Source organism: Phycisphaeraceae bacterium (assembly GCA_019636675.1).
In the GTDB taxonomy this organism is placed as follows: Bacteria; Planctomycetota; Phycisphaerae; order Phycisphaerales; family UBA1924; genus JAHBXC01.
This window is the reverse complement of record JAHBXC010000002.1, coordinates 567,210-579,036: the sequence shown is the minus strand read 5'-3', so window position 1 is coordinate 579,036 and position 11,827 is coordinate 567,210. Positions and strand designations below refer to the sequence as shown.

Annotated in this window: 14 protein-coding genes; 2 read left to right on the top strand and 12 right to left on the bottom strand. The window is 69.9% G+C overall.

Annotated elements, in window-relative coordinates; translation table 11 throughout:
• Positions 1 to 183 precede the first annotated feature (183 nt).
• From KF684_09100 to KF684_09080, 5 genes are all read right to left on the bottom strand, one after another.
• Positions 184 to 1,074, bottom strand: coding sequence for a fructosamine kinase family protein (locus KF684_09100; GenBank protein ID MBX3353081.1), 891 nt, complete (start codon positions 1,072 to 1,074; stop codon positions 184 to 186).
• On the bottom strand, positions 1,071 to 1,532 hold the full coding sequence (locus KF684_09095) for a low molecular weight phosphotyrosine protein phosphatase (protein MBX3353080.1): 462 nt from the start codon (positions 1,530 to 1,532) through the stop codon (positions 1,071 to 1,073). Before KF684_09095 ends, KF684_09100 begins: the two co-directional genes overlap by 4 nt.
• Before the next feature lie 98 nt (positions 1,533 to 1,630).
• Positions 1,631 to 1,900 (bottom strand): hypothetical protein, encoded by a 270-nt coding sequence (locus tag KF684_09090; protein MBX3353079.1) that lies wholly within the window; start codon positions 1,898 to 1,900, stop codon positions 1,631 to 1,633.
• A 247-nt stretch (positions 1,901 to 2,147) separates the two neighbouring features.
• Positions 2,148 to 2,804: a thioredoxin family protein gene (locus KF684_09085; protein ID MBX3353078.1), complete on the bottom strand. Its 657-nt coding sequence runs from the start codon at positions 2,802 to 2,804 to the stop codon at positions 2,148 to 2,150.
• 155 nt (positions 2,805 to 2,959) lie between these two features.
• Positions 2,960 to 3,889: a hypothetical protein gene (locus KF684_09080; GenBank protein ID MBX3353077.1), complete on the bottom strand. Its 930-nt coding sequence runs from the start codon at positions 3,887 to 3,889 to the stop codon at positions 2,960 to 2,962.
• Between the two features lie 51 nt (positions 3,890 to 3,940).
• Here KF684_09080 and KF684_09075 point away from each other — a divergent pair, with 51 nt between their 5' ends.
• Positions 3,941 to 4,423, top strand: a complete 483-nt coding sequence (locus KF684_09075) for a rhodanese-like domain-containing protein (protein MBX3353076.1) — start codon at positions 3,941 to 3,943, stop codon at positions 4,421 to 4,423.
• A 52-nt stretch (positions 4,424 to 4,475) separates the two neighbouring features.
• Entirely contained in the window at positions 4,476 to 5,849 is a 1,374-nt protein-coding gene (gene murA, locus KF684_09070; GenBank protein MBX3353075.1) for a UDP-N-acetylglucosamine 1-carboxyvinyltransferase, read from the top strand.
• Positions 5,850 to 5,858: 9 nt separating this feature from the next.
• Here murA and KF684_09065 read toward each other — a convergent pair whose 3' ends face one another.
• From KF684_09065 to KF684_09035, 7 genes are all read right to left on the bottom strand, one after another.
• Positions 5,859 to 6,110 carry an HPr family phosphocarrier protein gene (locus KF684_09065; GenBank protein MBX3353074.1) on the bottom strand — a complete coding sequence of 84 codons (252 nt, stop codon included), beginning with the start codon at positions 6,108 to 6,110 and terminating at the stop codon, positions 5,859 to 5,861.
• 106 nt (positions 6,111 to 6,216) lie between these two features.
• Positions 6,217 to 6,735, bottom strand: coding sequence for a PTS sugar transporter subunit IIA (locus tag KF684_09060; GenBank protein ID MBX3353073.1), 519 nt, complete (start codon positions 6,733 to 6,735; stop codon positions 6,217 to 6,219).
• A gap of 64 nt (positions 6,736 to 6,799) precedes the next feature.
• Positions 6,800 to 7,093 carry a ribosome-associated translation inhibitor RaiA gene (gene raiA, locus KF684_09055; GenBank protein MBX3353072.1) on the bottom strand — a complete coding sequence of 98 codons (294 nt, stop codon included), beginning with the start codon at positions 7,091 to 7,093 and terminating at the stop codon, positions 6,800 to 6,802.
• Positions 7,094 to 7,104: 11 nt separating this feature from the next.
• A complete protein-coding gene (locus KF684_09050) occupies positions 7,105 to 8,061 on the bottom strand; it encodes a DUF502 domain-containing protein (protein ID MBX3353071.1) in 957 nt (318 codons plus the stop codon).
• A 77-nt stretch (positions 8,062 to 8,138) separates the two neighbouring features.
• On the bottom strand, positions 8,139 to 9,659 hold the full coding sequence (locus tag KF684_09045) for a PDZ domain-containing protein (protein ID MBX3353070.1): 1,521 nt from the start codon (positions 9,657 to 9,659) through the stop codon (positions 8,139 to 8,141).
• The gene (locus tag KF684_09040) at positions 9,656 to 10,285 is read right to left on the bottom strand and encodes a phosphoribosylglycinamide formyltransferase (GenBank protein MBX3353069.1); all 630 of its coding nucleotides are present in this window, start codon (positions 10,283 to 10,285) and stop codon (positions 9,656 to 9,658) included. The genes KF684_09045 and KF684_09040 overlap by 4 nt, the downstream gene beginning before the upstream one ends.
• Positions 10,282 to 11,799, bottom strand: a complete 1,518-nt coding sequence (locus KF684_09035; protein MBX3353068.1) for a trypsin-like peptidase domain-containing protein — start codon at positions 11,797 to 11,799, stop codon at positions 10,282 to 10,284. The genes KF684_09040 and KF684_09035 overlap by 4 nt, the downstream gene beginning before the upstream one ends.
• Positions 11,800 to 11,827 lie beyond the last annotated feature (28 nt).

The window sequence follows — 11,827 nt, the reverse complement described above, 5'->3', positions numbered from 1 at the left end:
TACACGAAATCAGGCCTGTGAGAACACGCACGGATGACGCTCCGGCTGGAGGACGGCGCAGGGCATGCCCCGGGGGTCGGGGGATGGTCGGTCTCCTCGAATGTACCGCGCCGGGGTCGTCACGGAAGCGTCTCCCGAGAAAAACCACTGCCCGACCGGGCGCGCCGCCGCGGTTCTCGGTCGCTACACCCCGAAGCGGCGGATGATCGCGTCAACCTGGGAGACATACCCGGCCCCGAAAAGCCGGACATGGACCAGGAGCGGGTAGAGGTTGTACACATCGCGCCGGACCTCGAAGAACCCGGGCGCGATCGGCCGGCGCTCGCGGTACGCGTCGAAGAACCGCTCGCCGAAGGTCCCGAACAGCGTCCCGAAGGCGAGCTCGGTCTCGGCGTGCGAGTACGACAGCGCCGGGTCGATGAACGCCGCGACGCGCCCAGCGCGCACAAGGATGTTGCCGGCCCACGCGTCGCCGTGGACGAGCGAGGGCGCGTCCGGCTCGTCGATCAGGGCGCCGAGGCGGCGTTCCGCGAACTCGCGCAGGCGCGACGCGAGCGATGACGGCATCGCGCCGGCGCGCAACGCTTCGTCCGTCATCGCCAGGAGCCGGCGCTCGCGGAAAAACTCCACCCACGATCCCCCCCACCCGTTCCGCTGCGCGAGGGGGCCGATGAGCGTGTCGCGCTCGTACCCGAACCGCAGGTCGTTCGGCGGGGCGGGACGCACGCCGTGCAGCGCCGCGAGGAGCGACGCCGCGTGTTCCTGCTCGCTCGCGCGCGAGGTGATCGTGCCCTCGTTCTCGATGTGCTCGAGCACGAGCAGCGAGGGCTCGGCGTGGATCGTCCGCGGCACGGGCAGGTCGCTGCGGGTGCGCAGGTCGTCGAGCATCTCCGCCTCGATATCGAGGGTCGGCGCCGGTCGGTCGTCGAGCTTCACCGCGACGCGCAGGCCCGACGGGAACTCGGCGAGGCGAACGTCGGCGACGCACCCTCCTGCCAGGGGCGAAACGCGCGAGGGGCGCTCCCCGATCGCTCGCTCCACGCGCGCGACCAGCTGGGCGTCATGTGCGCTCACCGGGGGGCGCGCAGGAAGGAGGCGACCTCGTGGAGCAGCCCGTGGCAGCCGGCCTCGACGAGGTCGAGGACGCGGTCGAACCCGTCGACGCCGCCGTAGTACGGATCGGGCACCTCGCGCGTCGGGAGCGGCTCGCGCGCGAAGTCGAGGAGGAGCCGGGGCTTCTCTCGCATGGCGGCGGGCGCGATCGCGCGCAGGTCGCGGATGTTCTGCGAGTCCATCGCGATCATGAAGTGGAAGTGGTGGAAATCGTTCAGACTGACCTGGCGCGCGCGCTGGGCGCTGAGGTCGTACCCGCGTTTCGCGGCGGCGGCGGCGGCGCGTCCGTCGGGCGGCTCGCCCGCGTGCCAGCCGCCGGTGCCGGCGGAATCAACGAAGACGCGCTCCTCGAGCGATTCGCGCGCCAGCAGCGCGCGGAACACGCCCTCGGCCGTCGGGGACCTGCAGATGTTCCCCATGCATACGAACAAGACACGCGCTTGTCCTGAATCACTGCTCACGCCGTCCGCTCCTTCGCCCCTCGCTGGGTGGGGAAGAAGGATAGGCGAAACGGCGCTCATCCGATGCGCGCGAGCACCCCGGGCGAATCGACGAGCTGCACGCTCGCCGGGCGGGCGCAGCCCCTCCACGCGTCGGGGAACACCTCGGTGATCGCCAGCGCGGGGCGTGGGCCTTCGGGCATCGCCATGAGCACGCGCGCGAGACGATCGATGACCACATCGAGAACCTCGTCGCGAACGGACTGCTGCTGTGCGTGATGGACTGTATCTCGGTCCGCGTCGCTCAGCGGCGCGCGGACTCGGTCAAAGCCGGTGGTGTCTGGCATCTCTCTGCTCCGATCTGACGAGCCGGCCGGCGCGCCTTGTCGGGACGCGCCTCGCGCTCGGTGTGGGCGTCATCCTCCACGACGCCGACACAGGGGATATCGGCGCGCGCGCGGCGCACATTGAACCGATTCTGCACGAAATTCGCGCGCCCCGTTTAAGTTCGTCCCACGGAACGACAACGCCCGCGTCGGTTGGACGCGGGCGCGTGTGGAATGCGTGTTGACGGCCTGTGTGCGCCGTTCGGGTTTAGTTGTACTTGACGCTGCAGCCGTACGGGCGCGTTTCGGGGGTCGTCACGGTCTCGCCCGCGAGAACCTCGTTGAGCGCCTGGCGGACGTAGTTCACCGTGCCCAGGGTGCCGGCGCTGGGATCGTTGTCGATCGCGCCGTTGTAGCGCAGGACGCCGTCCTTGTCGATGATGTACATCTGGGGCGTGGTGCGCGCGCCGTACATCTTGCCGACCTCGCCCGGCTCGTCGAGCAGGATGGGGTAGTTGATGCCCCAGTCCTTCTTGAACTTCTTGTTGAGCTCCAGGCCGTGGCCCTGCTTGCCGGGAGCGCCGGAGTTGATCGCGACCCACACGACGTCCTTCGCGCCGAACTCGGCCGCGAGATCAGCCATGGTCTTGTTCTTCTCGTGATGCTTCACGACGAACGGGCAGCCGGGGTTGAACCACTCGAGCACGACGACCTTGCCGGCGAAGTCGCTCAGCGAGTGCTGCGTGCCGTCGGTGTCGGTGAGGGTGAAGTTCGGGGCCTTCTCCCCGACTTTGGCCTGGGCCTTCGCGGCGGCGGGCTTGTCGGCCTTCGCGCCCTGCTGGTCAGCGGACGCGGAGCCGATCAGGGCGGCGCCGGCGATCGAGGCAACAGTTACGAACCCGGCGAGCGATTTCATCGAGATCATCGTTCAGTACCTCCATGACGAGCCCCGATCCTCCCGAACCCGGGAGCGGCGCGTGTTCGACGGAACACGCTCGAGACTCGAAAGTAAACCCCGGCCAACGGACGACCGGGTGTCTTGTTCAGTGATTCAGCCAACCCGCGCGAGCGGATGCACCTTCAGCGCGGCGGCGCGATGTCCACCTCATAGAACGCCGATCGACCGATGTTGTTCCGGATCTCCAGAACGCCCCGGACGCGTCCGGCCTCCCGGACGGTCTCCGCGAAATCGACCCGGAGCTGTTCCCCGGCGACCTCGCCGTCACGCAAGATGTTGACAGGCATGGCCTTACGATCGTACTCCGGGAAGAATGTCATCCCTGTCGCCCCCTTGCAATCGACCACCATCGTCGTCCCGTCCCACGACACGGTCGCGCGGGAGAAAAGGGGCAGGGGCAGGCGAGACAGGTGCCGGTCGAGCATCCGCTCGTCCGCCGCGGCCACCGACGATCCGGCGACGATCGTCGTCCGGACCGTGGCTTCCCCGGGGAGGCACGCCTCTTTGCACACGAGCCATTCGGCCTTGACGCCGATATCGAGCGACTCACGCGGTCCCCCCTCGCCGTGGATGGGGACGAAGAGCACGACCTGATCCTCGTAGATGAAATCGAGCAGGCCTCCGGGCATGGGGTAGCGCTTCGGGCCGGGCCAATAGACATTGCCGGCCCGGAGGCCCTCGGGAAGGTCGAACGAGAGCCGGATGGGCATGCCCGTGTCGCCGCTGTTCTTCCAGTAGACGTGCCAGCCCGGCTCGATGTCGAAGACGACGGCGAGGACCGCCGGGTAGTCGGGGAACATCACTTTGGGGGTCAGCAGCACGCGCATGCTCACGAGTTCGGACCCGTCCTCGGGCTCGCTCTGGGCGAGGACCTCTCCGAGCGGGTCGGCGCCCCCCTTGGGCGCCTGGCCGAACGCGGCGGAGCCGAACGCGGCGGCGGCGATCGCGACCGACACGAGGAACGATCTGGACGCCCCCCAGCGGGCCGGGGACGGCGCGAGTTCGCGTGGCGTGTTCGGATCCTGCTCGACGGGACGGGAGTTCTCTGGCATTTCCTGCTCCAAGCCGACACCGGGCGCTGCTCGCCCCGGTAAGGTACGACCATGACTGGACAGCGATACGACACGTTCGGGCACCGGAGGTTCCGCCGCGACGGGCGTTCCGGATTCACACGTCCCCTGATGATCGGCGCGCTGGCCGCGGGTTTCCTGCTCGCCTTCGGGTGCTCGTCGTCGGTGAGCGACCGGTCGGTGCGCCGGATCGATCCGTCGGTCGCGACCCGGGCGCATGCCGAAAGCCGGACGGTGTTCGTGGATGTGCGCACGCCGGAAGAGTTCGCGGCGGGCCACATTCCCGGCGCCGTGAACCTCCGCCTGACCGATATACCCAGCGACAACCGCCCGATCCCGGCGCTGAGCAGCGCGCGACGGGTCGTTGTCTACGGACAGAACCCCGGCTCCGCCGTCGGCGTCGCGATGACGAAGCGACTGATGACGCTCGGTCAGCACGGGACGGTGGAGTTCTTCGCCGGTGGGCTGGACGCGTGGCGCGCCGCGGGCGGGTCGGTCCAGCGAGGCGAGCGGTGAGGACGCGAGACGCCGGCAGCGCCGGCGCGAACGCGAGAAAGGCGAGCGAGGCATGGACGCCTTCGTGATTCAGGGCGGTCGTCGACTTTCGGGTCGGGTCCGCGTTAACGGGAGCAAGAACGCGGCGCTGCCCCTGATGGCCGCGGCGCTGCTGACCGACCAGCCCGTCGTCCTCGACGACGCTCCGCAGCTCGCCGACATCGACAACCTGCAGCGCCTGCTCGATTCGCTGGGCGTTGAATCCTCGCGCGACGAGCGCACGCCCTCGCGCATGACGCTGCGCACCAGCGACGAGAGCGAGAGCCACGCGACCTACGAGATCGTGCGCACCATGCGCGCCAGCATCTGCACGCTCGGGCCCATGCTCGCGCGGCGGGGCGTGGCGCGGATCTCCATGCCCGGGGGCTGCGCGATCGGCGACCGGCCCGTCGACCTGCACATCGCCGGCATGCGCGCCCTCGGGGCCGAGGTCACGCTCGATTCAGGCGACATCGTCGCGCGCGCCCCGCGCGACGAGCGCGGACGCCGGCGCCTGCGCGGCGCGCGTGTCTTCCTGGGCGGGCCGTTCGGCTCGACCGTGCTCGGGACCGCGAACGTCATGTGCGCCGCGGCCCTCGCCGACGGTCGGACCATCATCGAGTGCGCCGCGTGCGAGCCCGAGATCGTCGACCTGGCGACCATGCTCAACGCGATGGGCGCGAACATCCAGGGCGCAGGTTCGCCGCGCATCGTCATCGAGGGCGTCGAAGCGCTCTCGGGCGCGAAGCACCGGGTCATGGCCGACCGCATCGAGGCCGGCACCTACATGATCGCCGCCGCGATCACCGGGGGGTCGGTCACCCTCGAGAACTGCCCGCTCGACGCGCTCGCGGCGGCGGTCGACCGGCTCCAGCAGGTGGGCGTCTCGATCCTCGAGCACCCCGGCCCCGACCGGCTGCGCGCTCGCTGCGATGTCCACGTGAACGGACCTCTGCAGCCCACGCAGGTGGTCACGCAGCCGCACCCCGGCTTCCCGACCGACCTGCAGGCGCAGATGATGGCGCTGCTGTGTCTCGCGAAGGGCAACAGCGTCGTCACCGAGAAGATCTACCCCGACCGTTTCCTGCACGTCGCGGAGCTCGCGCGCATGGGCGCGCAGACGATCCGGCAGGGCTCGACGGTCGTCGTGTCCGGCGTGCCGCGTCTGGTCGGCGCGCCGGTGATGGCGTCGGACCTCCGCGCGTCGGCGAGTCTCGTGCTCGCCGGCATGGCCGCCGAGGGTCGCACGGTGATCAACCGCGTGTACCACCTCGATCGCGGCTACGAAGAGATGGAAGTTCGTCTCGCGGCGCTGGGCGCGCAGATCGATCGCGTCGATGAGAAGGATGTCCCGGCGACCGCCCCGTCGACGCCCGGCGCGCACCCCGGCGTGGTCATGGGCGGCTGACGCGCCCGCTCATTCTTCGCCGAAGCGCCCGTCGACGAGCTCTTTCAGCACGGTGATCGCGCGGTCGCACTCGTCGCCCTCGGCGATGATCTCGAGCTCGGTGCCCTGCGTGGCGGCGAGCATCATCATCTGCATGATCGATTTGCCATCCACCTGCTGGTCGCCCTTGCGCACGAGGACCGAGCAGGGCATCGACGCCGCGATCTCGACGAACGACATCGCCGGGCGCGCGTGGAGCCCGAGTCGGTTCTGGATCTTCACGGTGATCGTCGCGCGACTCGACAAGGCAGGTGCGCCCTGCGCAGGGCATGGGGACGAGTGGCCCGAGGGACGCGGCCCGCGCGGCGCGTCGTCGGGGGCGCCTGACTCAGGCGGTGAACTGACGGCTGTCCGCCTCTTCGAGCAGCGTGATGACCTCGTCGCGCGAGCCCGCCTGACGGAGGAACCGGCGGAAGGTGTCCATGCTGAGGTTCTTGAAGATCACCTCCATCGCGCGGAGGTGCTCTTCGTGCTTGTCGGCAGGGCTGACGAGCAGGAACACCGTGTAGACGGGCTGCTTGTCGAGCGAGTTGAAATCCACGCCGCGCTGCGACAACCCGACGGCGAGACTGACGCGATCGGCCTCGGGGTGGCGCACGTGGGGCACCGCGACGCCCTTGCCGAACCCGGTGGAGCCGCGCCGTTCGCGCTCGATGATCGAGCTGAAGACCGACTCGCGCTGCGCAGGGGTGATGGCCCCTGCGCTCACGAGGGAATCCACGAGTTCCGACACGACGGCGTCCCGCTCGGATGCGGCGAGCTCGGTCACGACGGCGTCAGGAACAACAATCTCGCTGAGTTTCATGGAAGGGATCGCTCCGTCGGCGCTGAAGCCGGTTCGACTCATGCTACGCCCGTGACGCGCACAGGGGAGGCCCCCGGGATACGCCCCGGGGCCCGTTGGACGCCCGTCAGTGGTGGGCGCGGAGCTGCTCTTTGTAATCCGTCAGCTGGCGGGCCACCTTGTCGGCCGCCTCGTCGATGCACGCGTACACGTCGGCGCCCCTGGCCTGACCGACCAGGTCCTTGTGCCCGACCACGTCGGCGATGATCTCGACCTTGAAGTCGTTGCGCTCGGTCTCGATCACGACATCGAACTCAAGCACCCCATTGAAGAACTTGACCAGCTTGTCGCAGCGCTTCTCGGCGTAGTCCTGGATAGGCGGCGTGAGTTCCATGTGGCGCGCCGTCACTTCGATCCTCATGACAGTCCCTTTCAGGGGGTCTTACCGGGCTGGATCCCGGGTTGGGCTTGGTCGGCGCCGATGCCGGCGACTCCGATATTCCTCATCGTAGCCGGGAGCCCCACCGCCGCGCGGCCCGGCGCAACGGTTTCCGGCCCCTCCCCCTCGGCGATGTCGCCCAGACCCCGCTGGTGCTCGGGGACGAGCACGCCGCCCGACACCACGAACCGCAGCGCCTCGTCGATGGTCAGGGGCGCGTCGATCACGCTGTCCTTGGGCACGATGATCGTGTAGCCGGTAAAGGGCGTCGGGCTGCTCGGGATGAAGACCGTCACGCATTCCCCGAGCTTCTCCTCGATCTTCCGAATCGCGCCGCCGGTGTGCAGCCCCAGCGTCCAGATCCCCTTGCGAGGGTACTCGACCAGCACCACGCGCTTGAACTGGATCTTCTGGTTCTCCCCGAACAGGAACTCGACGACCTGTTTGACATACGGGTAGACCTGCTTCACGCCCGGAACGCGGATCATCAGACGCTCGAGGCGCTCGTAGAGACGCTTCCCGAGGAAGTTCCCGAGCAGCACGCCCGCCAGATAGAACAGGATGATCGCGACGAACAACCCGATGAAACGGAGGTACCACCGGTCGTTCCACCACTCGCGGAAGTTCTCGGCCCGCGCCCGAGCCCGGATCTGCTCCGCCGACATCGCGGGCAGCGCCTGCGCCCGGCGTTGCTGGATCACCTCGCGCACGCGCTCCTCTGGAACCGTGAACCAGTCGGGCTGCTCGGACGGGTCGAGCACGCGCGGCGCGAAGTAGATCACGCCCTGCCGGATCCCCGAGTTGATCGGCTCGGCAACCTTCTTCTCGACGAACCCGAACGCCGCCCAGAGCAGCCAGAACGTCAGGACCGAGGGCAAGAGGATCGCGAGACCCCGGAGGAAGCGGTGGCGGAAGTCTGCCAGGAAGGTCCGATCGGGCTGCTTAGACATAATTCGGCAGGGTCTCTGCGCTGATGACGCGTCACGGGGTGCGTTGCCCGGCTGAGATCGCCAGTGTAGGAGACGCGTCAGGGCGCCGCAAAGCCGCCCGACGCGCCGTGCGCTCTACGCTCGTCGTACGCGACGAGTTCGACCTCGAACTCCAGCGACAGACGCCCCCGGCGCACCTCGACGACGACCCGCTCGCCCGGGGCGAGCCCCTCAAGCGCCTGGACCGCCTCCCCCACCGTCCTCGTGGGCGCACCGTTGACCGAGAGCAGCACATCGCGCGGGCGCAGCCCCGCCGCCGGGTCGGCGGCGCGAGGGCGCCGGGCGAACACCGTCGCGACGCGAGGCCCCTCGTCCGCGCCCTCGGTCAGGGACGCGCCGAGCGAGGTCGACCCATCCGAGAACGAATCGGCGACCGAGGGCTGCGCCGCCACCCAGTCGCGGAACGCGCGCTGCGCCTGCGCCGAGGGAACGCCCAGCACCTCGACGAACGCGCCCACCCCGGTCGGGTCCTCGTCGAAGCCGCGCTCATACGCGGCCATCCAGCGACGAAGCTCGCCCAGCTCGTGCAGCATCATCGCGGCGGCGTAGGACTGCGCGTACATCGCCTGCGGTCGCGTCGTCATGAACCGTCTCGCGTCCAGCCCGAAGAGCTGCTCCCACGGCGTCAGCCGGCGCGGCTCGGCGAGCCGACGCGCGATGTTCATCCGCCAGTTCACGCGAGGACGCAGCCCGTCCGACTCGCCCCCGCCGTCACGCTCGACCCGCTCCACGATCGACGCGAGGCCTTCCTGCAGCCAGAACGCGTGTCGCTGCCCCAGACGCGTCATGCGCCGGTGATGCAGCACGTGGACGAACTCGTGGCGCAGACTCGGCCCCAGATCGCGCGTCGCGAGCGTGCGCCGGTCGTGGTCGTACACCCCTCCAACACCCTCGAACGGCACGAATCGCAGGAAATGCTCTCGCGTGGGCAGGACGACGAGCACCCAGGGGTCCGGGCGGTCCTCGGGCGACGAAGTGTCGAACATCGCCTCGTCGACGAACCGTGCAACTCGCCGCAGTTCTTCGTGCGCCTCGCGCGTCGGCGCTTCGCGGAACGACGAGAGGATGTGGATGCGCAGGCCGTCGTCGCGCACGTGGGTGTAGCGCGGGCCGAGCGCCTCCTTCGCGGCGCGCAGGTCCGCCTCGCCCCGCACATCGAGGATCGCGCGCCAGTCGCGGCGCACCGTCTCGAAGACCTCGCCCCCGCGCAGCGGCGCGAGGTCGGGGTCGCGCAGCATGTGCCCGAAGTCGACGAAGCCGACCCCGATCGCGGCTCGCAGCGCCGCCTCGGCGCCCGGCGCGTCGCCCTCGCGCGCGAGCACGCACGCGAGGTTGTAGCGAGCGCCGAAATCGGCGGCGTCGATCGACGCGATCTGCTCGAGCAGCGGGCGGGCTCCCCGATAGTCCCCCCGCTCCAGCATCTCGGCCGCGAGTCGTTTCGCCTCGCCGAGATCCAGCGAGCGCTCAGCGGCAGGCGCCGGCGCCATCCCCGGGGCGGCCGACGCACCAACGCACAGCGACAGGATGGCCAGCAGCGTCGTCGTCGCGAGGGGTCTCATGCCCTCTGGTTCGCAGGGTCGCCAGGAAAGATCCTCGATCGGCGCCCCTCGATCTCGACGCGCCCCTCGAGCAGCGCCGCGATCGTCTCGGGGTAGACCTCGCATTCCAGCGCGAAGACGCGAGCCGCGAGAGTGGACGCGCTGTCGTCGTCGCGCACCTCGCAGGTCGCCTGCGCCAGGATGGGCCCCGTGTCGTAGCGCTCGTCGCAGAGGTGGACGGTGCACCCGGTCACCTTGCAGCCGTGATCGAGCACCGCCTGGTGCACGCGGTCGCCGTACATCCCCTTCCCGCCAAAGGCGGGCAGCAGCGCCGGGTGGATGTTGACGATGCGTCCCTCGAAACCCTCGGGCACGGACAGCAGCCGGAGATAGCCGGCGAGAACGACCCATCGCACGCCGTGCTCGCGCAGCAGCGCGCCCAGCCGGGCCCGCTCGATGTTCCCCGGCTCGACGATCGTGGGTAGAGCACGCTCGCGCGCGCGCTGCGCCCCGAGGCACTCGCGCGACGCGATCACGAGCCCGACGCGCGCCGGCAGGCGACCGGAGTCGATGCGCTCGCAGAGGTTCACGAGCGTGCGCCCGGACCCGGACAGCATGACCGCGATCGGCGTCGCGTGCTCGCTCACTGGCGCTCCAGCGAGAGGGTGACTGTGCGGACCTCGCCGTCGACGCCGCGGACCTGCAGGGGCAGGCGCACCCGCGGCGAGGCCGAGAGCGCCGTCGCGATGCGCTCGACGAACTCCGTCGGCTGCGCGATGACCTGGCCGGCGACGCTGACCACGACATCGGTGTCGCGCAGGCCCGCCTGCCACGCGCCCGAGTTCGGCGCGACGATGCAGGTCAGCTCGGGCATGCCCTCGTCGTTCTCACGAACGCTGAAATCACGGACCCCGGCGCGCGCGAGCGAGCGCAGCGTGCGGTCCACCCGACGCAGCTCGCTGTCGAACGACGCGAGGTACTCGACGGGATCGACGCCGTGCGGCACGGGACGGAGCTCGCCGCTCGCGTCCACGACCGCCGCCCCGAGCACGACGGGGATCTCGATCTGGATCGGTTTTCCGTCGTCCCCGGCGCGCACGACGCGCATCGTGACGGTCTCGCCCGCCGCCCGAGAGGCGATCCTGGCGCGCAGGACCGCGATGTCCGTGACGCGCTCACCGTTGACGGTGAGGATGATGTCGCCCTGGCGAAGCCCGGCGCGGGCGGCGGCCAGGTCCTCGGTCACGCCGCTCACGATCACGCCCGAGCCGCGAAACCCTTCGGGCAGGTCCGAAGGCGCGAGGCGCCCCGTCTCGCCGAGCGCAACGCCCAGGAACCCCTTGACGACCACGCCCCGCTCGATGATCTGCCCGGCGACCGATTCGATCGTCTCGAGCGGGATGGCGAAGCCGATGCCGGCGCTCTGGCCCTGACGGTCGGTGCGCGCGCTGGGGTTGTCCGCCGAGACGATCGCGGTGTTCATCCCGACCACGCGCCCGTAGACATCGACGAGCGGCCCGCCCGAGTTGCCCGGGTTTACGGCGGCGTCGGTCTGGAGGAAGTTGGTGTACCCGTTGCTGCCCGTCACGCCGCGCGCGTTGCGCCCGGTCGCCGAGATGATGCCCTCGCTCATCGAGAATCGGAACCCGAAGGGCGAGCCGAACGCGTAGACGCGGTCGCCCTGGCGGACGCGCTCGCCCGTGGCGCGGCGCATCGGGACGAGCCCGGCGCTCTCGCTCACGCGGATCACCCCGACGTCGGTCGGGTTGTCGGCGCCGATGAACTTCGCCTCGACGGTGTGCCCGTCGGCGAACTGGACGGTGATGACGTCCGACCCGCGAACGACGTGCGCGTTGGTGACGATGTGACCCTTGTCGTCGAAGACCCAGCCGGCGCCCGACGACATCGGACCGCGCCGGCTGTTCGCCGAGAACCCGTCGATGTGCACCACGCTGGGCCCGACGGCGTCGGCGATGTCGGCGACCGAGTCGCTGAGGCGCTTCAGCACGTCTTCCTGGTCGAGGCGCTGCTGGGCCAGCGAGACGGTGACCTGCGTCTGCGCGGTCTGCACGGCGCGGATCGCCGTCGGAGCGGCGGCGAGCGCGACGATCGCGACCAGGAGCACGACGAGGGCCGGGGCGATGCTCACGATGCGACGCATAGAGACTCCGTTCGCTGGGTGGGGTCGC

What these genes read in the sequence shown, in the direction of transcription:
- KF684_09090 (MBX3353079.1), bottom strand. Translation starts at nt 1,900, where the DNA reads ATGCCAGACACCACCGGCTTTGACCGAGTCCGCGCGCCGCTGAGCGAC.
- KF684_09095 (MBX3353080.1), bottom strand. Translation starts at nt 1,532, where the DNA reads ATGGGGAACATCTGCAGGTCCCCGACGGCCGAGGGCGTGTTCCGCGCG.
- KF684_09075 (MBX3353076.1), top strand. Translation starts at nt 3,941, where the DNA reads ATGACTGGACAGCGATACGACACGTTCGGGCACCGGAGGTTCCGCCGC.
- KF684_09045 (MBX3353070.1), bottom strand. Translation starts at nt 9,659, where the DNA reads ATGAGACCCCTCGCGACGACGACGCTGCTGGCCATCCTGTCGCTGTGC.
- murA (MBX3353075.1), top strand. Translation starts at nt 4,476, where the DNA reads ATGGACGCCTTCGTGATTCAGGGCGGTCGTCGACTTTCGGGTCGGGTC.
- raiA (MBX3353072.1), bottom strand. Translation starts at nt 7,093, where the DNA reads ATGAGGATCGAAGTGACGGCGCGCCACATGGAACTCACGCCGCCTATC.
- KF684_09050 (MBX3353071.1), bottom strand. Translation starts at nt 8,061, where the DNA reads ATGTCTAAGCAGCCCGATCGGACCTTCCTGGCAGACTTCCGCCACCGC.
- KF684_09035 (MBX3353068.1), bottom strand. Translation starts at nt 11,799, where the DNA reads ATGCGTCGCATCGTGAGCATCGCCCCGGCCCTCGTCGTGCTCCTGGTC.
- KF684_09060 (MBX3353073.1), bottom strand. Translation starts at nt 6,735, where the DNA reads ATGAGTCGAACCGGCTTCAGCGCCGACGGAGCGATCCCTTCCATGAAA.
- KF684_09080 (MBX3353077.1), bottom strand. Translation starts at nt 3,889, where the DNA reads ATGCCAGAGAACTCCCGTCCCGTCGAGCAGGATCCGAACACGCCACGC.
- KF684_09085 (MBX3353078.1), bottom strand. Translation starts at nt 2,804, where the DNA reads ATGATCTCGATGAAATCGCTCGCCGGGTTCGTAACTGTTGCCTCGATC.